Raw genomic sequence first — 23,066 nt, 5'->3', positions numbered from 1 at the left:
TTAGCTATCTATTTATCTTCTGCTTTTTCAATAATGTCTCCAGCGATTTTAGTAAAATTTTCTTCAATCTCTGATAAAATATCTTCTTTTTCAGATTCTGAAATACCGTTTAAGTTCTTAGCACCTTTTGTATCGAACTTCACTTTTTCTTTAAGTTTCGTTTCATCTTTGACGTTAACGCCTACTTGAGAACCATCCATGTCTGAACTAAAGTTGCTATTCGTCTTCATCGAATTGTTCTTAAGATCCGTTTGACGCTCACTCTTGAAATCTAATACGAATTGATCTAAGTCGACAGATACTTTAACCGTACCTTCATCACTTGTTTTATCGCCGTCATGGCTATTTTCGTTCTTAAATTCTAACTTAGACTCGATATCTGAACCATCCACACGAATCGTATAGTCATCCTTCACAGTTTCAGAAGGTTTACCTTTAGATTCACCTTTAATTTCAATTTCAAATGTACCATCGTTATATTTCGTTTCGTCACCGAACTTATAGTCGACGCGTAACTTGTCATCTTCGATTTTACTTGTTCCATGTAAACGAAGCGTTGTGTCATCTTGCGTTAATTTTAAGTCACGTTTCACAACTTGTTCGTCCTCAACGTAAATCACTGAGTTAACTTTCGGATACTCTGACGCTTTTTTATCTTTAGCTTCTTTAATCATATCTTTTAAAGACTTATCGAAATCTTTGTCATTTTGTGCGTTCGCAAGTACCTCTTTAAGCTCTTTATCTTTTTTCGCTTCTTCTAATACGTACACAATTGTTTCTTTAACTTCTTTATTAGAAAGCTTCATCGTTAACTTATCAAGTTCTTTTTCTTCTCCAAAGATATCAACCTTTTCTTTTTCTTTTGAAAAGTTATCATCATCAAGCTTATTGATGAGTTTTTCTTGGTACTTTTTATCTACTTTTTTAACATCTTCACGAGAAACCGTTTGCCCTAAAATCGTATTTAAGTTTAATGAATCATTGTTAAGTTCTCCAGCTTGTGTTTCATCGATAGATTCACCTAATAATTCTTCATATGTATCTTTAATTTTATCGTTAGGAACTTTGAATATATCGTCAAAAAGTGGCGATTTGAAATATTGATTATCCGCATCAGCGTCCCACTCAAACGTACCAACTTTACTATCAGCAACAGTTGGTGTTAACGCAATTTGTGACTTCTTATCTTTTGAATCATGCGCTACCACTGTTTCAAGCTTCGTCGCATCTACCACAGATTTAGGTAATTCTAATGAATCTATTACATCATCTGATAAATCTAAACTAAATGATGTCTTACTTTGATACGAATTATCATTCATTTCTTCCATAAATTTAAATTCATTATCATAACGTTTTTCTAAATAATCGTTAAATTTTTCCATTGTCTTTTGTTCACTTAACAAGTAGCTGTTCTTAGGCGAGTTTACTTTTGAAAAGAATGCAAATAAACTACCGCCACCTACTACTAAAAGCAGTGCTAAAACAACCCCAATGATGATCTTTGCTTTTTTCGACATGATGTCACCCCTTAATAATTAGATGTATACATCATATCAAATTTCGAAGTACTTTTGTACTACGCTTATTAAATAAATTCATTAATATTAAACATCACTTAAAAATATTTATATTAAAGCTTAAAATATGAGTTAGTTTTTCTTTAGAAATAAAAAAGAACTTAAGAATGAGCTGAGGCACTTGCCTCAACCGTCTTCCTAAGTTCTCCATTAAACCTTTAGGGCTTTTCAAATAAAAATGTACCAAGCTTACGTGACGCCACGCCGCCATCAATATCGTATACCGTCTCGCCTCTTAAAATGGTGCGAACGACACGAGCGCCTATGTGCATCCCGACGTATGGACTCATTGGATTACGGTATTCCAAATCGTCCTCGGATAAAGTGTAACCTTGGTTCGGATCAATCATCACAAAATCCGCATCCTTACCAACTTCGATAGTTCCTTTATCACTCAGATTAAATTTAGCAGCAGGGTGCTTCGCGATCACTTCTTGAAAGCGTACCAACGACATGCCACGTTTATTGACCGCTTCATCAAAGAGTATATCAACATCATTTTGCAGACCACTAATGCCGCCCCATGCCTTAAATGCATTGTCCGTATCCTTAAGATCAGGTGTACATGGTGAATGGTCTGACGTCACGAAGGAAATGTCCCCGTTAATTAAATCTTTGAAAAGCGCTTCACGTTGGTCGGCTTCACGAATCGGAGGTGCACTCTTCGCAACAGGTCCGAGCGCGTTCAACATGCTTTTAGCGAAGTATAAATAATGCGTACACGTTTCACACGTGATATCGACACCATCTCGACGCGCAGCAACGACCGCTTCAACGCCTTCATGACACGCAACATGCACGATGTGAACCGGGCACCCTGTCTCTTTCGCAAACAGGATCACTTTTCGTATCGCTTCTACCTCAGCAATAACTGGTCGTGAATCAACATAGTCGGTCATCGATGTTTTACCTTCATTTAAATAGCGTTCTTGCAACTTATCCGTAATAGCCGCATTCTCCGCATGAACAAGTAGCGTCTTACCCGTCGCTTTAACCTGCTTCATGCCCTCGTATAAACTATAGTCGTCCACATTCATAAAGTCACCCTCAATCGAAGGGTCGCCACATGTCGCTAAGAAGCATTTAAACCCAACAACGCCATCTTCATGTTGTTCCTGAATGCCACCATTTAAATTGTATGGCACAACGCCACCGTAACTCGCGACATCAACCGTCAATTTACCTTCACCTGATTTAAGTTTCGTCATAAACGATGCGTGGTCTGTTGTCGCAGGAATCTGATTTAGCGGCATCTCGATAAACGTTGTAACACCGCCTTTTGCGGCTGCTCTCGTACCAGTTTCATAGCCTTCCCATAAATCTCTGACGCCGCCACCTGGTTCACTAATATGGACGTGCGCATCTACCATGCCTGGTGACACAATCAAACCTTTAGCATCAATAATTCGTCCAAACTGCGCAATATCGTCTCCAATTTCAACGATTTTACCATTTTCTACATTAATATTCGTAACTTTAGCTTGATTCGGTAACAATACCGTTCCATTTATAATCGATAAACGATTCGTCATAGACTTGAGTCCTCCTTTTTCCTTTTGAAAAGACACATCGTATAAATCACTGAACTTACAACTAAACCTAACAAGAGTTGATAAGATTTTAAAGCTTCGAACAGCGGCACAAATCCTATTAAAGAACTGAATATACCAATAATAACAGAGGTAAGGGCTCGCTTTTCATAATGAGGCACGCGCTTATGAGTAGAAAGTCGCCCCTTTAAAAAACGTATAGTATCGATAACGAGAATACTGACGACAGGACCTAAGAACGCACCAATAATATTTAAAAACGTGAAGATACTTTGGCTATGTGCCATCATTTTCCAAGGCATAATGAGTAAGCAAACTAGGCTTGCCACGATTACGCCTGTACGATACGACAACTTATGCTTAGTGAGCGCTTTAAGTTGGTAAGCCGTTGGAATAATATTACTCGTAACATTCGTTGAAAGCGTCGTTAAAATGAGCACGCCTATTGCGAGATATTTGACGCTTTGATGATCCCAGGCTTGAATAATATCAATGAGTTGCCACTCGCTATGATTAAGGTAAACCGAACCACCAATTAGAATCGTTAAGCTCGCAAATGCGAACAACACGTGAGCCGTTAGAATACCTACAAATTGACCTATGATTTGGCCTTTTGATGAAGTGGCATGTTGGGTGAAGTCGGACACACTTGAAATCGGCGCAATCCAAACGCTCAACATCGCATTCAAAATGATGCATAAACTTACAAATAACGTTTGGTGATGTTCTAAGCCACTGTCGTAACGATAACTCATAATCGTATCGAAGCCACCTGAAGCTGAAAGTGCCCAAACACTCATACTTACAAACGTGATTAAGACGAGCACAGGAATCCACATCGTAATCTTATTTAACGCGCGTTCGCCACCGTAACCAACGCCGATATTGATAAGCCAGAATAGAAGAAATGCTATCCAAAGCGATCCATTCATACCTAAAAATGAAACGTCAGCGAGCGGTCGCATGATACTTGGCAGCATATCCTTAAGAATTAAGTTTAAGGCTTCAGCGCCTGCATAGATTTGAAGACCATACCACATGATGCTTACGATAATGCCACGTAATATCCCGGGAAATAATGCCCCCTTTTGACCAAAGGACATTTGAAGTTGTTGTGAAAAGTCGAGCTGCCTGTGACTCCCCATGATACCGTTAAGTGTTAAGAAACACGCGATGAATAGCGCACTTAACATAATAGAAATGAATATCATTAACGGTGAGATACCCAATGCGAGAAAGCCACCTACCATCGCGTAGTTAGGAATATTGTGTACCGCACCCATCCATATCGTAAAGTAATTAAATGGTGTCATTTTATGAGCATGATGATCGTGATTAAAATCTTTGAATCGTCGCATATGAGATCATCCCTTATATTAATATTCGAATTATTGTGATGTATTACTAGAAAATGACAACTAAAATTAAAATTATAAATTAAGTATATATTGATATAATGAGCTTTTAAACAAGAATGTCACAAAATTTTTTGTGCATGTATATTAAATATAACAATAATGTTTCATTTCATTAATCACTTTGAAATAAATGATATAACGTTTTTACCATGGTGTAACCTATGAAAACTCTTCAGGTGTTATAGTTATCATTAACATCATAAATATGACCTCAATGAACAAAGAGATATAAAATTTCAAGGAGGACTTAGTACTATGAAAAAGTTATTATTTGCAACAACTGCAACAATCGGAATTCTAGCAACAGGTGTTACAGCGAATACCCAATTAGAAGCAGCTGAAACGCAATCAAACGCGGCTACACAACAACAAGGTGTAGATCAAACTAGTACAGTGCATGATCGCTTCATTAAAGCAGGCGGCACAGAAGCAATGTGGCAAAACATTGTACTGCCAGAATCTGGAGGCGACCCTAATGCAGTAAGTCCTCAAGGCTACAAAGGTTTAGGTCAAACTAAAGAAGCTTGGGGTACGGGAACAGTTGAAGAACAAACTAAAGGCATGATTAATTACGCTAAAGAACGCTATGGTTCAATCGATGCTGCTGTTCAATTCCGTATCGCTAATGGTTGGTGGTAAGCCAACCGTACCGTTCTAGGTACGTATTCTAAGAGGAAGGTTGTGATGTATGAAGCACTCATAACTTCCTCTTTATTTTGATTTATTTAAGAAAAGGAGTATAATTCATGACTAAATTTGCATGGCTCAGAATTGTATCTGTATCTTTTGCAAGCGTGGTTATACTTATGCTTTTTCGAACTTGTACGTTCCCATTTAATCATGGCGAAGTCTTTTTCCAGTTTGGCGATATCTACATTTTAGAGACAGTAATCGTTTTATCTTTAATTCTTACGTATCTTTTTGAAAAAACATATGTTGCAAAACGTAAACTCTCACAAAAGCAATACATCTATAGAGTATTGATGCTGATGTGCTTACTTATTATTTCAGTTGATGGTATCGCACATTTAAATGAGATTGTGGATGGGTTTACGAGAGGCTTTCAATCATTCAGATATAATCCATTTCTAGACTAAAAAGCACACCCTATTTAAAGAAAATAAGGTGTGCTTTTAGTATGCAAAATTTTATATATGCTTGGGAGAATGGTGAAATAAAGAAACTGGTAGCTTAATTATAAACAATTCCCAAAACAGCTGGCCCCTACGACGGGGCCCGGCTACCCTTACGAACAAAGAAGTTTGAGCTTCTTTATAAGTTCAACCAACGAATTTGTAATTCGAGTTGTGCTTTACAGGAAAGCATGCTGTTTAAGGGGAATTGTATTTAGATCATAAGCTTGTTAACTTATTTTTCTTCTTCTGTTTCTTCTTCTTCGTCTTTACGACGTCTGTAAGCTAGGATGAAGAATCCTAGTGCTGCAATCATCGTACCGCCGATTAATCCTGCTCTATTCAGATTAGAAATACCTGTTTCAGGTAGTGCTTCTAATGCTTCTTTTGCTTTTTCAGAAGCCGTGCTTCCTTTATCAGTTTGTTGCGAAGTTTCACGAGCCGTAATTTGTTGTCCTTCACCTTGTTTAATGCTTGATTGATGCATATCAGATGTAGAACCTCTTTCATTTGATGCTGTTACTAAGATTGTATCAGTTGGTTCTAAGTTCATGTCCTCTGGAATATGAGCGTGCCATTGACCATTTTCATCTGCTTTCGTAGTTGTCGTCGTCACATTAGGATACGTGATACGGATAATTTGTCCTGGTTCACTAGTACCTGTTACTTCACCTTTTTCAACATCGATAGGGTTTACTTGAGGTGGATTTATGACAGGTTGTGCTTCTTGATCCGTCACAGTTGATGTGACTGCCTTAGATGGATTGTACGCTGTGTCGATTGATACTACTTTGATTGTATCTTGACCTTCAAGCTTAACATCACGAGGCACTTCAACTACCCATTCTCCATTTTGATCCACTGTTGTCGTTACTTCTTCACCGTTTGGTAAATTCACTTTGATCGTCGTATTAGGTTCGCCTGTTCCAGAAATTGTGTCATCTCCGATAAATACATCATCAACGTGCGGTCTTGCCGGTTTTGTAAGGTCCGTTACTGTAACCTCTGCTTTGTCAGAAGTGTTATGCGCTTGATCAGTAGCTGTTACCACTAATGTTTCATCACCTGTAAGTTCGATGTGTGGTGGTACTTGAACCTCAAAGCTACCATCTTGGTTCACTGTTGTTGAGCTTGTTGTTTCGTCAGGAAAAGCCACTGTAATAGTCGAACCTGGTTCTGCATGTCCAGTAATAACTGCATCTGATTCATTAACCGGATTCACAGTTGGCTTTTCAGGAGGTGTAACATCTTTAACCGTTGTAGATGCTTCCTCAGAATCATTACCGTCTTGGTCAGTTGCATGAACATGAATGATTTCATTTCCAATTAACACAACATCTTCAGGTATTTTAACTTCATAATTACCTTCTTCATTTGTTGTCGTCGTAACCGTGCTACCATTCGGGAATGTCACTGTTACGGTTGAACCTGGTTCTGCTGTACCTACAACAGTTGTATCTTCGCTCGTTACTGGATTCACAGTCGGTACTGAAGGTGCTGTTGTATCGGTAACTGTTGTTGTCGCATTGTCTGATTGATTATTTCCTTTATCTGTAATTGAAACTTCTAATGTTTCGCCACCAGTTAGGTCAACATGTTCAGGGATTGGAATAACATAATTGCCGTTCTCATCTGTAGTCGTTGAAGCTGTCGTACCATCTGGGAACACTACCGTCACTGTCGTACCTGGCTCTGCAGTACCTGTAACTTGAGTATCTTCACTTGTTACAGGATTAATCGTTGGTGCTTCAGGTGCTGTCTTATCGACTACAGTAGTCGTAGCTGTTTCAGATTGATTACCATCTTTATCTGTAGCTGTAACGCTGATTGTTTCGCTACCTTCTAAGTCAGTGCCTTCAGGAATATCAATGACGTAGTTTCCATTCTCATCAGTTGTCGTCGTGCTTGTAGTACCGTCTGGGAATGTCACAGTAACTGTTGAGCCTGGCTCAGTTGTTCCTGTAATTTGTGAATCTTCACTTGTTATTGGATTAACTGTTGGCGTCTCAGGTGACGTTTTGTCTGAAACGGTTACAGTAGATGTTTCTGATTGATTGTTAGACGTATCAGTCGCTGTAACTGGTAGTGTTTCACCACCTGTTAAGTCAACAGTTGGTGGAATTTCAATGACATAGTTACCATTGTCGTCCGTTGTGGCTGTTCCTGTTGTGCCATCAGGGAACGTTACCGTTACTGTTGATCCTGGTTCAGCTGTACCTGTAATTTGAGTATCTTCACTATTTACTGGGTTAATCGTTGGTGCATCAGGTGCTGTTTGGTCTGTAACTGTAATAATGGCTTCATCTGAACTATAACCATTCTTATCAGTTGAAATGACCGGAAGCACTTCTCCACCTTCAAGGTCTTTTGCTGGAGGAATAGAGATGACATAGTGTCCTGTCTCATCAGTCTCTCCTGTAGCAATGCTGCCATCTGGGAATGTCACTGTTACGGTTGAGCCCGGTTCTGCTGTACCTGTGATTTGTGTATCTTCACTTGTTATAGGGTCAATTGTAGGAACGCTCGGCTTAGTCGTATCTGTAACTGTTGTCGTTGTTTCGTTTGATTCATTGCCTGAAGCGTCAGTAACTTTGACTGGTAACGTTTCGCCGCCAATAAGGTCAATACCTTCAGGAATAGATACTACGTAAGAACCGTCTTCATTAACGATGCTTGTGGAAGTACTACCATCAGGGAACGTCACTGTTACAGTGCTTCCTGGCTCGGCTGTACCTGTAATTTCAGTAGCATCACTTGTAACTGGGTCAACGATTGGTGCTTCAGGAACAGTAGTATCAGATACTGTAACATTTGATTGTTCTGACGCATTATCGTCTTTATCTGTTGCTACAACTTCTAAATGCTCGTTGCCTACTAAATCAATTGTTTCAGGAATCGCAATTGTGTAATTGCCATCTTCGTCCGTAATTCCTGTTGAAATACTGCCGTCTGGGAACGTTACCGTTACTGTTGAGCCCGGTTCAGCTTCACCTTTAATCTCAGTACTTTCGCTTGTTACTGGATAAACAACTGGTGCGTTAGGTGCTGTAGTGTCCGTAACTGTTGTAGCAGCTTCTTCTGACGTGTTTCCTGTTTGATCTGTAGCAGTTACTGGTAAAATTTCGCCACCTGTAAGGTCTACATTTGACGGAATGTCTACTACGTAGTTACCTTCTCCATCTGTAATCGCTGTTGATGTTGTACCGTCTGGGAATGTCACGGTTACTGTAGATCCTGGTTCCGCTGTTCCTGTGATTTGAGCGTCATCACTTGTTACTTCATTGATAGTAGGTACTGTCGGTGCCGTTGTGTCTTGAACATTAATTGTAGCTTCATTAGACGTGTTATTGTCTTTGTCAGTTGCCTGTACAACTAATGTTTCATCGCCTGTTAAGTCCACATTTGATGGAATTTCTACGACGTAGTTACCGTTTTCGTCTGCCGTGCCTGATGATGTTGATCCATCTGGGAACGTTACCGTAACTGTTGAACCTGGTTCCGCTGTTCCTGTTACTTGTGCATCTTCACTTGTTACTGGGTTCACAGTCGGCACTGTTGGTGCTGTTGTATCTGTTACTGTCGTTGTTGCTTGTTCTGATTCATTACCGTCTTTATCTGTTGATGTGATTGGTAATGTCTCGCCACCTGTTAGGTCTACGTTTGATGGAATTTCAACTACATAGTTACCATTTTCATCGGCTGTACCTGTTGAAGTCGTACCATCTGGGAACGTTACCGTTACATTGCTTCCTGGCTCTGCTGTACCTGTAACTTGAGTGCCTTCGCTTGTTACTGGGTTCACAGTTGGTACTGTTGGTGCTGTTGTATCCGTTACTGTCGTTGACGCTTGTTCGGATTCATTACCGTCTTTATCTGTTGATGTGATTGGTAATGTTTCGCCACCTGTTAAATCAACATTTGATGGAATTTCTACTACATAGTTACCGTCCTCATCTGCCGTTCCTGTCGCGGTAGAACCGTCTGGGAACGTTACCGTTACCGTTGATCCTGGTTCTGCAGTTCCTGTTACTTGCGTATCTTCACTAGTGACAGGATTTACAGTCGGTACTGTTGGTGCTGAGATATCTGTTACTGTTGTTGTCGCTTGTTCGGATTCATTGCCAGCTTCATCTGTAGCAGTGATAGGTAACGTTTCGCCACCTGTTAGGTCTACGTTTGATGGGATTTCTACTACATAGTTACCGTTTTCATCGGCTATACCAGTTGACGTCGTACCGTCTGGGAACGTCACCGTTACTGTGCTTCCTGGTTCCGCTGTACCTGTAACTGTAGTGTCCTCACTCGTTACCGGATTGATAATTGGCGCACTTGGTTGCGTCGTATCCTCAACTTCAACACTCGCATCATCAGAAACATTGCCTGATTGATCAGTTACATCTACAACTAAAACTTCATTGCCGATTAGATCGACTTCATTCGGTATAGCTACAACGTAATGACCATTTTCATCAGTTACGCCAGTTGATGTTGATCCATCTGGGAATGTTACCGTCACGGTGCTTCCTGGTTCTGCTGTTCCTGTTACTGTAGTGTCCTCACTTGTTACAGGATTTACAGTCGGCACTGTTGGTGCTGTTGTATCAGTAATCGTTGTTGTCGCTTGTTCGGATTCATTACCATCTTTATCTGTTGACGTAATTGGTAACGTTTCGCCACCTGTTAAGTCCACATTTGATGGGATATCTACAACATAGTTACCGTTTTCATCGGCTGTACCTGTTGAAGTCGTACCATCTGGGAACGTTACCGTTACATTGCTTCCTGGCTCTGCTGTACCTGTAACTTGAGTATCTTCACTCGTTACAGGATTTACAGTCGGTACTGTTGGTGCTGTTGCATCAGTAACCGTTGTTGTTGCTTGTTCGGATTCATTACCATCTTTATCAGTTGATGTGATTGGTAATGTCTCGCCACCTGTTAAGTCCACATTTGATGGGATATCTACAACATAGTTACCATTTTCATCAGCCGTTCCTGTTGAAGTCGTACCATCTGGGAATGTCACCGTTACAGTGCTTCCTGGTTCTGCTGTTCCTGTTACTTGCGTATCTTCACTCGTCACTGGATTAACAGTCGGTACAGAAGGCGCCGTAGTATCTGTAACCGTAGTCGTCATTTCAGTAGATTGATTATCAGCCTCATCTTTAGCCGTAACTGGGATTTTTTCGCCGCCTTCAAAATCAACAGTTGTTGGAATGTCAATAACATAATTACCATTCTCGTCTGCAATCGTTGTAGAAGTCGTACCATCTGGGAATGTTACTGTCACTGTTGAACCTGGCTCTGCTTGACCTGTAATCGTAGCATCTTCACTTGTTACAGGATTGATTGTTGGTGCACTTGGAGGTGTTACATCTTCTACAGTTGTCGATGATTCTGTTGAAGCATTACCTGTTTCATCCGTAGCATTCACAACAATATTTTCGCCGCCTACAAGTTCCACATTTTCAGGAATGGCAATCGTATAATTACCTTCAGGGTCAGCTAATCCAGTAGATACGCTGCCATCAGGGAATGTCACCGTCACTGTTGAACCTGGCTCAGCCGTTCCAGTCACAGTTGAATCTTCGCTTGTTACTGGATTAACAACAGGCGCTAATGGTGGTGTTGTATCCTCTACCGTTGTCACTGCTTCACCTGATTCATTACCATCTTTATCTGTTGATGTGATTGGTAATGTTTCACCGCCTACTAAATCAACACTAGATGGAATGTGAATGACATATTGGCCACTTTCATCTGTAGTCGCAGTTGATGTCGTACCATCTGGGAACGTTACGGTTACCGTACTTCCTGGTTCCGCTGTACCTGTAATCGTAGCATCCTCACTCGTTACTGGGTTAATTGATGGTGTTTCAGGTGCTGTCGTGTCAACTACTGTCGTACTAGCTTCTTGAGAAGCGTTACCTGAATCGTCTGTAGAAACAATTGGTAACGTTTCACCGCCTGTTAAATCTACACCTTCTGGAATCACAATTACATAGGCACCGTTTTCATCCGTGATACCTGTTGACGTTGTACCGTCTGGGAATGTAACCGTCACCGTGCTTCCTGGCTCGGCTTGACCTGTAATTGTTGTATCATCACTTGATACAGGGTTGATTGTAGGTGTAACTGGCGCTGTTGTATCCGTAACAGTCGTTGTCGTTTCATTTGAAGCATTACCTGAGTCATCTGTTGCAATGATTGGTAGCACTTCGCCACCTACAAGATCCACACCTTCAGGAATTGTAATTGTGTAGTTACCTTCAGCATCTGTAATTGCTGAACCTGTCGTACCGTCTTCAAACATTACGGTTACCGTACTTCCTGGTTCCGCTGTACCTGTAATCGTAGTATCTTCGCTTGTTACAGGATTAATTGTAGGTGCGACTGGTGGTGTAACATCTTGTACAGTAGTTGTTGCTTGCGCTGACGTATTACCAGCTTTATCTTCAGTCGTTACTACAACTGGTTCATTGCCTGTTAAGTCTTGGTCAGTTGGAATTGCAACAACATAATTACCGTTTTCATCCGCAACGCCAGTTGAAGTAGAACCATCTGGGAATGTAACCGTTACTGTACTTCCTGGTTCTGCTTGACCAGTGATTGTCGTATCTTCACTTGTGACAGGATTTACAGTCGGTGCATCTGGTGCCGTCGCATCTGAAACTGTTGTTGTCGCTTGTTCAGAGGTGTTGCCATCGTTATCTGTTGATGTGATTGGTAGTGTTTCACCACCTGTTAAGTCCACATTTGATGGGATATCTACAACGTAGTTACCGTTTTCATCAACCGTACCTGTCGTTGTTGAACCATCTGGGAACGTTACCGTTACAGTACTTCCTGGTTCCGCTGTACCTGTGATTTGCGTATCTTCACTTGTGACAGGATTTACAGTTGGCACGTTTGGCGCTGTTGAATCCGTTACAGTAGTTGTAGTTTCCGTTGACGTATTATCAGATGCATCCGTCGCAGTTACAGTTAATGTTTCATCACCTGTTAAGTCGATGTTTTCAGGGATGTCTAATACGTAATCACCATTGTCATTAGCAGTCACAGTGCTCGTAGTTCCATTAGGAAAAGCAATTGTAACTGTCGTATTCGGTTCTGCAGTTCCTGATATTTGCGTATCCTCGCTCGTAACAGGATTTACTGTAGGTGCTAATGGTGGTGTTTGGTCTGCCACATCTGTTGATGCTTGTTCAGACGTATTACCATTCGAATCAGAAGCTGTTACATTTAATGTCTCGCCTCCGATTAAATCCAATTGCTCAGGAATATCAACAACATAATGACCGTTCTCATCTGCAGTCGCTGTAGACGTAATGCCGTTAGGGAATTCAACTGTAACAGTTGAACCTGGCTCTGCTTGACCTGTTATAACAATATCCTCGCTTGTAACTGGGTTAACGACCGGTGCGTCTGGCGCTGTTACATCTTCTACTGTCGTAGATGACGCTTCAGATTGATTATTATTTTGATCCGTAGCTGTAATTGGAAGCACTTCGCCGCCTGTTAAATCTACACCTTCTGGAATCGCAATCGTATAATCACCGTTCGCATCTACTATAGCAGTCGAAATACTGCCATCTGGGAATGTCACTGTAACCGTACTACCAGCTTCTGCAACACCTGAAATATATCCATCTTCACTTGTAACAGGATTAATTGTTGGTGCATTAGGTGCTGACGTATCTTCAACCGTAGTTGTTGCTTCACCTGATTCATTACCTGCTTTATCTGTCGCAGTTACCGGTAAAACTTCGCCACCTGTTAAATCAACACTTTCTGGAATACTAATCACAAATTGACCTTCGTCATTCGCTACCCCAGTTCCAGTTGTACCGTCTGGGAATGATACTGTAACGGTTGAACCTGGCTCTGCAATACCTGTAATATTCGTATCTTCACTTGTTACAGGGTTCACAACAGGTGTCTCTGGTGTTGTCGCGTCTGTAACAGTAGTTGTAACGTCACCTGACGCATTGCCCGCTTCATCTGTAGACGTAACTACAAGTACTTCGTCTCCAACTAAGTCAATTGTTTCTGGGATAGGCATTGTATAAGAACCATCTTCATTCACTGTCGTAGTTGACGATGAACCATCTGGGAACGTAATCGTAACTGTTGATCCAGGTTCACCTGTACCAATAATTTCTGAATCCTCACTTGTAACTGGGAATACAGTTGGTGTTGTAGGTGCCGTCATATCCGTTACGATAACTTCTGATGTTTGAGATTGATTACCTTGTCCATCTGTAGCTGTTACAGGTAACACTTCGCCACCGATTAAATCAACTGTGTTTGGAACGACGATTGTATAATTACCTTCAGCGTCCGCTATTGTTGATCCCGTTGTACCATCTTCAAATGTAACTGTAACTGTAGCACCCGGTTCCGCAATACCTGTAAGTACCGTATCTTCACTTGAGATAGGGTTCACTACTGGCGCTTCAGGAGGTGTCGTATCTTGAACAGTTGTAGTAGCTTCACTTGATGCATTACCTGATGCGTCAGTAGCCATTACTGGAAGTGTTTCGCCACCCACTAGGTCGATATTCTCAGGAATCGCAATTGTGTAATTACCTTCAGCATCTGTTAATCCAGTTGATACGCTGCCATCTGGGAACGTGACCGTTACAGTCGAACCTGGTTCCGCATTACCAGTAATGAACGTATCATCACTTGTTACAGGTTGAATTGAAGGTACGCTTGGTGCTGTAACGTCTGAAACAGTCGTTGTCGTAACACCTGATTCATTACCAGCTTTATCTGTAGCACTCACTGGTAACACTTCGCCACCAGTTAAATCTACTGTATCTGGAACTTCAATAATATACTGTCCTGTCTCATCAGCAATACCCGTACCAGTCACACCATCAGGGAACGTAACCGTAACCGTGCTTCCTGGTTCAGCTTGACCAGTAATCACAATATCATTACTATCTACTGCGTCTACTACTGGTGCTTCAGGAGGTGTTACATCTGAAACTGTTACACTCGCTTCATTAGAAGTATTGCCCGCTTCATCCGTAGACGTCACAACTAAGCTTTCGCCGCCTACTAAATCTTGTGACTCTGGAATCGCAACTTCATAATGACCTGAATCATCTGTTACAACTGTGCTGATACTTCCATCTGGGAACGTCACAGAAACTGTACTATTAGGTTCTGCAGTACCTGATAACGTTGTATCTTCACTTGAGATTGGGTTCACTGTTGGTGTTTCAGGATTCGTTGCATCAGAAACTGTAGTCGTCACAACGCCTGATTCATTACCTGCTTTGTCCGTACTTGTAACCGGAAGCACCTCGTTACCTTGTAAATCAACACCTTCTGGAATTACGACTGTGTATGAACCATCTTCAGTCGTCGTAGCTGTAGATGTCGTACCGTTAGGGAACGTCACAGTTACAGTTGATCCTGGTTCTGCTTGCCCTGTAATAGTCGTATCTTCACTCGTTACAGGATTGACGACTGGCGTATCTGGTGCCGTTACATCTGTTACTTGAGCAGTTGATTGAGCTGAGTCATTACCTGCTTCGTCAGTTGAGATAACATTTATTGTTTCTCCCCCTGAAAAGTCCTGTGAGTCAGGTATCGCAATTACATAGTGTCCTGATTCATCTGTTAAGCCAGTAGACGTTGATCCATCTGGGAACGTTACCGTTACAGTTGATCCTGGTTCTGCTTGCCCTGTAATAGTCGTATCTTCACTTGTTACAGGGTCAACAACCGGTGCATCTGGAGCTGTTACATCCGATACAGTCGTTGATGTTGATGGTGACGTATTGCCAGCTTGGTCAGTAGCTGTAATCGGTAATGTTTCACCGCCTGTTAAATCGATATCAGCTGGAATTTCAATACTATAGTTACCTTCATTATCTGCGACATCAGTAGATGTTGAACCATCTGGGAAGTTTACAATGACAGTTGATCCTGGTTCTGCTTGACCAGTAATCGCTGTATCTTCACTTGTCACTTGGTTCACTACTGGGGCTTTTGGTGCAGAAGTATCTTGAACTGTTGTAGAAGCTTCACCTGAAACATTACCTGCTTCATCTGTGGCTTTTACAGAAATATTCTCGCCACCGATTAAGTCTTGACTTTCAGGAATCGCAACCACATAGTTACCATCTGCATCAGACACTGCCGTTGAAGTTGAACCATCTGGGAACGTTACCGTAACTGTTGAACCTGGTTCACTTGTACCAATAATTGTGGCATCTTCACTTGTTACAGGTCCTACAGTTGGTGCTTCAGGCATTGTTGTATCTGTAACAGTTGTAGCCGTTTCTTCTGATTCATTACCTGCTTGGTCAGTAGACGTTGCAGAAATCGTTTCACCACCTTGAAGGTTAACTGAATCAGGAATTTCACTTGTGTAATTACCATTTTCATCAGTTGAAACAGTCGTAATGGAACCATCCGGATACGTAATTGTGACAGTACTATTTGGTTCAGCCATACCTGTTACAGATGTATCTTCACTTGTAACAGGATTAATAACAGGTGCACTTGGTGCTGTTACATCTGAAACTGTTACAGGATTTGAAGGTTGACCTGTATGATTATCTAAAGTCGCTGTAGACGTAATCACGGTACCAGCAGCTAAAGGTTCATTTAACTGAACAACACCTGATGTACCATCTTCAGGAATAACTGTTGTTCCAATAATTGAGCCATCACTTGCCTTAACAGTGACTGTTGAACCTGGGTGACCTTCAACAGTAATTGTTGTGTCTTGGTCATTTACAGGACTAATTTCAGTTTGTAATGCCGTTTCATAATTAATGATTTCAAACGTGTTAACTTCAGGATTCGCATAGCTTGGAGACACAATTTGAACGTGATATTGACCTTCTGGTGATGACGGGATTGTAACATTGAAAGTTCCGTCCGCATTCACTGTAGATGTACCGATGACCTTTTGATTTTGATCAACAATGTTAACCGTTTGCGTCTCGTTAAGGTTAGGTGCTAACGGAACAGTACCTTTAACTACCGTATCACCAACCGCCATGTTCGGTACTTCAGGAATACCAACTAATGGTGATGTTTGATAATTTTTAACTTCATCGCCATCATTTTTACCATCATTATCCGTATCCGTCACACTTGGGTTAGTATGAGTTACTTTGTTTTCATACGAATCTAACAGACCATCTTGGTCAGCATCTTGTAAGAATAACGTTGAGTTACCGTACGTATTATTGATAACGCCGCCATTTTTGTCTGCTAAATAACCACTGAAGTTGAAATCTTCTTTAATATCAGACGTACCAATAATTAGGTTACCATTTTCATCATATTGGCCATCCTTCGTTAAAATGTTGTTGATGTCTTGATTTAATACAACAACCATACGAATACCTACAGACTCTGGTGTAGAGTTATTAAACTTGATTAATTTATTCATATCAGCATCTGTAATCGAACCTGTTCCATCCGCATTAAGTTTTAAGTCAGCTACTTTATTCGCTGGGTAATAATTCTGGTCAAAGCCTGTTACACCTTGGAAATCCAGTCTGTGTAACTCTACATGGTCGATGTAAGGAATTAAATCTGGGTCAATCATGTAGTTATAAGAGAATTGCTTCGTACCAGTACCTGTATTCGCTGACAAGTTATAGTCAAAGATACCATTTTTCATGATTGTTTGGTCAACGATAAAGCCACCATTGTTACCAATTGTATCTTCATATTTAACACTACCGTTACTTGCTTTAAATTGATTATTAAGTGTAGTACTTGTAGACGTCGGTAAGTTCGCAACGTAATTGTCTTTTGTTACAAAGTAACCTGACGTATCAGCCGTCTTAATAATCGTATTTGTTTCAGAGTCACGTACATAAATTCTGTAATCTAATTTATCTAACGTTACATCCGTACTATTCACGATATTGCCAACCGTGTCGTCTAAATAAATTTTACCGCCTGTTGCCGTATAAGGTTTCAGAATTTCAGCGCCACCAAATAAACCGTTATTCGCACGGATAAAGTTAACTTCCCACGTATCCGTTAAATTACCATCAGCATCTTTAAGACGTGTGAATTCACGTTGTTCATTCTGGTTAGCAGAGTTAACAGTAATGCGCGTAACGTGATCCGCAATAACAGGGTCTAATTGTAAATCGACTTTATAACGGTCACCTGAATTTGAACCTGTCATGTAGTCGTGAATTTCAAATGGAATGGTATTACCCTTTAAAACTTGATCACTCGTTAATGGTTGCGGGTCAAACATAATTGTTTGGAACGTATAGTTCTCTGAGTATGGTAAGTCAGCTGTTGTAGTCGTTGTATTCGCATCAACTGCCGCAACACCTGCGTACGTCATTGTCGACATTGAGCGTACTGTCGTTTTCGGTAATTGATTTGATTCAATATCATCCGATACAGTTTTTAATACCGCTTGATCAACAGCAGCTTGAATTTCTTCAGTTGAAGCAGTGTTTAAGTCAACTGATGGGTCGATGTTCGATTGAACTTCAGCCGCTTCAGCTTCATTTAAATTAGATGTTAAATAGTCATTTACCGCTTCTGTCTTAGAGTCTGAAGTCTCAAGTGCTTCTGTAAGGTCCGCCTTGTTCGCATCAACTGTAGCTGGATCTACCGTGTTATCTGAAGTGCTCGCTTCGCTTGTCGCATCCACTTCTTTAACAGTGTTCATTGATTCAACAACAGGTGCCGCTTCTGTTTGTGGTTCTTCATTTGAAGCTACAGCATCCGTATTAACTGACGTTTCTTCAGTCTGAGGTGCTGATTCTGAAGTAATTGCGCTCGATTCCGTCACGTCTTCATTAGATGGTGTTGTCGTTGCTTCCTCTTGAAAAGCACTATCGTTAGACGTTGGCGTTTCAGTTGTTTCAGTTTTTTCACTTGAAGCTGTTTGGTCTTCAGTTGAAGCTTGCGTGTCGGTACTTGTTTCTGAAGTCGTTGTTTCAGTAGACGCTTTATCTTCAACTTGAGACGTATCTTCTGATTGAGACGTTTCAGTAGTTGATGCAAGAGATTCAGTTGACGTTGTCTCTTCTACTTGTGTTGTATCTTCAGACTGGGTAGAGGCATCTGCTGATTCCTTAGAAGTCGTTTCTATTTTTTCACCCGTCGTTTGTGACGTTTCAGAAACCATTGAATCTGTTGAAGCTTTCTCATCAGTAGTTACGTTCGTAGCTTCTGATTGCGCCTTAACGTCTTCACTAGATGCTTGACTAGTTTCTGGTTCCTCACTTACAAGTTGTGCTTGAGGTGTCTCTTCAACTTGATATTCAGTTTCGTTAGTTGAAGAAGTGTCTGCATTTTCTGAATTTTGAGTTTGTTCACTTTGTTTAGAATCTGTAGTCATCGCTTCAGTCACTACTACTTCTGAAGTATCCTCAGTATCACGAGGCGATTCAGTAAACGTTGATGCTTCAGTTGTACTTTCTTGTGTTGGTTCAGTAGACGTTGAATCAGCCGTTTGAGCTTCATTAGTCTTATCAGATGTTTCTGATTGCGCTGTATCTGCTTCGTTTGTAGCTTGAGACGCTTCAGTTGTTTCAGGTGACTCACTCACTAATTGCGCTTGAGGTGTCTCTTCAACTTTAGAATCTGTTTCAGATTGAGGTTTTTCAGATGCTTCAGTTACACTTACGGTATTTGATTCTTGTGATTCAGTTTCAGTTGATGATGGACTTGTCGCTTCATCGCTAGTTTCAGTCGTTGATTCTTTAGATGCTTCATTAGTCGCATCAGTTGTCGATGTTTCTTCAGTTTGTGCTGGTTGTGTGATTTCTTCAGTGCTTGAAGGTTCTTCGCTTATAATCGTAGGTTCTGGTTCTATTGAAACGTCTTTAGATTCAGTTTCAGTTGAAGTAGTGTCGTCTTGATTAGTAGTATTTTGAGAAGTTGTAGATTGATCATCAGTAGTTGGTGGTGTAATTTCATTTTCAGTTGTAGAAGGTTCACTAGCTTTAGCTTCAGACTCTGTAGATGTCTCAGAAGTGCTATCACTAGATGTTGTTTCAGTAGGTTGTGTAATTTCTTCAGTTTGAGATGGTTCATCACTTACAATTTCTGTTTCAGGTTCAGTAGAACTTGGTGGCGTTGTTTCATCAGCCGCAACTGTTTCCTCGGCAGTTGTAGTTTCGGTTGCCGTCGCATCTGTAGTCGTATTGGCTTCAGCTGATTCTACTGCTTTATCAGGTGTCTCGATTGTCACACCTTCAAGTTCGATATTTGGATTGTCATTATTCTGAATAACTGTTTCAACTGGTGCTTCAGTAGGTGCGACAACTGGTGTTTCAGTACTTGTTTCTGGAGGTTTATCGCCATCTCCTACATCAGCTTTATTTTCCCCTTGCGACGTTAAAGGACTTTCTGCTGCTTCTGCTTGCTTATCAATACTAAATAGTAATGTAGCCCCTAGCATAATTGACGCAGTTCCCATAGAGAACTTACGTATAGAGTAATGGTTAACTTTCTTAGGTAAAACACGGTTCTTCTTACTTTTTTTCATTCTATCTCCCCTGACCCAAATAGATTTATTATTACTATACACTTATTTAAAAGATTCAATCATCGCTGTTTTTATTTGTTTGAATATTTAGAATTATACTAGTCTTAAACTTTTAGATAAAGCAATAAATTAGGTTAGGATTTTATTATAATTTACTAATACCAAATTTGTCTATAACTAAATTTTTCAAAATACAAAAAGTCTACCTCATAAAGAGATAGACTTCATATATACCAAGCGTTAGCACATTATAAATTTTTTAAGAAATATTGATATTTTACAGTAAAGTTTCACCAAAGAATGACCCTAAAAGCAACACTGCTTGTTCAGCCGTTCGGTTCTCATAATCAATAAGCGGATTTACTTCTACTAAATCCATTGAAGTAATTACGTCTGCTTCATGTAATAACTCTAATGCATAGTGACTTTCGCGATATGTAATACCGCCAGGAACTTTAGTACCTGTACCAGGTGTTTCAACTGGATCTAGCGCATCCACGTCTAAAGATAAGTGAATGCCATCTGTTTTGTCTTTTAAATAAGAAACACTTTCTTCAATCACAGCTTTGATACCCATCTTATCGATATCTTTCATCGTGTACGTGCGAACATTGTGTTTCTTAATATATTGTCGCTCACCATAATCAAGGTCACGCATACCAATTAACACAATGTTCTCAGGCTTCACTTTCGCACCATTGAAATTCACATTCGCAAGCCCTTCATCACCTTCACCTAGCAACATACGTAAAGGCATACCGTGCACATTACCACTCGGAGAATCTTCAGGTACGTTTAAATCACCGTGCGCATCATACCAAATGATGCCTAAATTTGAATAATGTTCCGCAACGCCTGAAATAGAGCCGATTGCGATCGAATGGTCTCCACCGAGAATGAGTGGAAACTTATCATTTTTAATTGTTTCAGAAACGGATGTCGCGAGCGCATTCGATACTGACAGAATTTCTTCATAGTTTTGAAGCCCTTCTTGTTGAGAATGAAACTTGTCTAAATCAAGAAATGGCATTTCAATATTACCTTTATCGACAACATCAAGTCCGATACGCTTTAAACGCGGTATCAAACCTGCATATCGTATCGCATCCGGTCCAAAGTTCACCCCTAATTTCTTCTGACCAAATGTCGATGGTGCACCAATGATTTCAATTTGTTTCGTCATTACATTTACCCCTTTGTCAAAATATTGAAATAATTCAGTTTATAACTTATCCCTTTGAAAAGCCCTAAAATAAAGACCCAGAACACAATCGTTCCAGGTCAATAACTTTAGCTTTTATATAAGTAATCATACGCGTTTAATACAATTTCTTAAACACTTAGACTACGACTTATATTTAAAAGAGATATCAACCTTACTATTATTTTCAAGGAATTAAATCAGAATATCAAGTTTAAATATAAAACATTACTTATTATATTAAAAAATTAAATGCGCAATGAGTACAATAATCGGTAATGTAATAATTGTACGAATTAAGAAAATCACAAATAATTTACCAATACTTACTGGTATCTTCGAACCTAAAATAACGCCACCAACTTCAGATAAGTAAATCAACTGGCTGACACTTAATGCGCCGATTACAAAGCGTGTTAAATCACTTGATACATCTTGGATGAGAATTGAAGGTAGGAACATATCCGCAAATCCAATAATCATTGCTTCAGAAGCATCTTTCGCTTCAGGCACTTGAAGTAAGTCTAAGATTGGTATGAAAGGCATACCTACAATTTGGAACACCGGCGTGTACGTTGAAATAATTGTAGCAAGCGTTCCGATAGCCATCACGACTGGTAAAATAACGAACCACATATCGATTACAGTTTTGAACCCTGAAATAAAGAATGATTTTAAATCAGGTGCCTTGATACCTTGTTCAACAGCTTGTTCATATCCATAACGTATCGGCGACATCCCTTTAGGTAATCGTTCTTGATTAGAAGTATTCTTTTCACCTGTAACATACGTATCCGACACTTTGTTTAAAGGCCAAATTCTCGGCATAATGAACGCTGCAACTAAACAAGATGCGATTACAGTTAAGTAGAATAAAAAGAATTTATCCATTAAACCTACCGTATCTGCGATTACAATCGCGAACGTTAACGATACAACACTGAATGTTGTTGCGATAACCGTCGCTTCACGTCTTGTGTAGAAACCTTGTTCATATTGTTTACTTGTGATGATAACCCCTACCGTACCATCACCGATAAACGAAGCTAAATTATCTACAGTTGAACGTCCTGGTAACGTAAACAACGGTCTCATGATTGGTCTAAATATTGGTCCTAATAGTTCAAGTAATCCGTATTCCATTAATAATGGTAGAAACAGGGCAGCAAAGAAGAATACTGCGACAAGTGTCGGTAATAAATCGTTAAACACAAGCGCACCTGTATCTCCTGAATACACCATTTTAGATCCGACTTTCAGATACGTCATCCATGCGAATACAACCGCAAGAATTCGGATAATTAACCACCCTGGATGTAATTTAAATGTACTTTCGATTAAGCTATCTGGTTTCACTTTGTGCTTCAATACCGTTGAGAAAAGTATTGATAAGATACCTGAAATCGTGATAATCGCTACGATCAAGATAGGCATCGCGTCCCCTAATAAATCCTTTAACTTTCCTGCTAAGAAGGCAACAGGTAAAGTCGTTTCAGTTTTACCTTCATCATTCGTCGTAGGTACTGGCACTAAGAATAGGATAATACCAATCAAAGACATTAATATAAACTTGAGACGTCCCTTATTTTTCTCTTTTTGTGTATAAGTTGTCATCATTCCACCTCAATTCTCTTAAATATTTGAGTTAGTCACTCATCTAGTGTTTTTATATTTATACAAT

General features: G+C 40.2%; 8 protein-coding genes. 2 read left to right on the top strand and 6 right to left on the bottom strand.

Features of this window, described 5'->3' with window-relative positions; translation table 11 throughout:
- Positions 1-8 precede the first annotated feature (8 nt).
- The 3 genes from ACF3N8_RS03815 to ACF3N8_RS03805 form a co-directional block, all read right to left on the bottom strand.
- Positions 9-1,520, bottom strand: coding sequence for a DUF6583 family protein (locus ACF3N8_RS03815; protein WP_238100889.1), 1,512 nt, complete (start codon positions 1,518-1,520; stop codon positions 9-11).
- A 218-nt stretch (positions 1,521-1,738) separates the two neighbouring features.
- Positions 1,739-3,112: an allantoinase AllB gene (gene allB / locus ACF3N8_RS03810; RefSeq protein ID WP_009384109.1), complete on the bottom strand. Its 1,374-nt coding sequence runs from the start codon at positions 3,110-3,112 to the stop codon at positions 1,739-1,741.
- Complete coding sequence (locus ACF3N8_RS03805) at positions 3,109-4,488, bottom strand: cytosine permease (protein WP_009384110.1); 1,380 nt, start codon at positions 4,486-4,488, stop codon at positions 3,109-3,111. Before ACF3N8_RS03805 ends, allB begins: the two co-directional genes overlap by 4 nt.
- A 315-nt stretch (positions 4,489-4,803) precedes the next feature.
- On the opposite strand from ACF3N8_RS03805, the gene ACF3N8_RS03800 reads away from it, so the two are divergent.
- The gene (locus ACF3N8_RS03800; protein WP_238094111.1) at positions 4,804-5,187 is read left to right on the top strand and encodes a hypothetical protein; all 384 of its coding nucleotides are present in this window, start codon (positions 4,804-4,806) and stop codon (positions 5,185-5,187) included.
- 107 nt (positions 5,188-5,294) lie between these two features.
- On the top strand, positions 5,295-5,645 hold the full coding sequence (locus ACF3N8_RS03795; protein ID WP_238094110.1) for a hypothetical protein: 351 nt from the start codon (positions 5,295-5,297) through the stop codon (positions 5,643-5,645).
- 271 nt (positions 5,646-5,916) lie between these two features.
- Here the strand turns inward: ACF3N8_RS03795 and ACF3N8_RS03790 are convergent, their stop codons facing one another.
- The 3 genes from ACF3N8_RS03790 to ACF3N8_RS03780 all read right to left on the bottom strand — a co-directional run bounded on the left by ACF3N8_RS03790 (position 5,917) and on the right by ACF3N8_RS03780 (position 22,999).
- On the bottom strand, positions 5,917-20,184 hold the full coding sequence (locus ACF3N8_RS03790) for an Ig-like domain-containing protein (protein WP_392450277.1): 14,268 nt from the start codon (positions 20,182-20,184) through the stop codon (positions 5,917-5,919).
- 277 nt (positions 20,185-20,461) lie between these two features.
- A complete protein-coding gene (rocF, locus tag ACF3N8_RS03785; RefSeq protein ID WP_009384692.1) occupies positions 20,462-21,367 on the bottom strand; it encodes an arginase in 906 nt (301 codons plus the stop codon).
- A 258-nt stretch (positions 21,368-21,625) separates the two neighbouring features.
- The gene (locus tag ACF3N8_RS03780; RefSeq protein ID WP_009384694.1) at positions 21,626-22,999 is read right to left on the bottom strand and encodes a YjiH family protein; all 1,374 of its coding nucleotides are present in this window, start codon (positions 22,997-22,999) and stop codon (positions 21,626-21,628) included.
- Positions 23,000-23,066: the final 67 nt, after the last annotated feature.

The sequence above is a fragment of the Staphylococcus massiliensis genome (assembly GCF_043186315.1).
Classification (GTDB): Bacteria; Bacillota; Bacilli; order Staphylococcales; family Staphylococcaceae; genus Staphylococcus; species Staphylococcus massiliensis.
The sequence above is the reverse complement of the archived record's forward strand: the minus strand, read 5'-3'. Positions and strand labels throughout refer to the sequence as shown.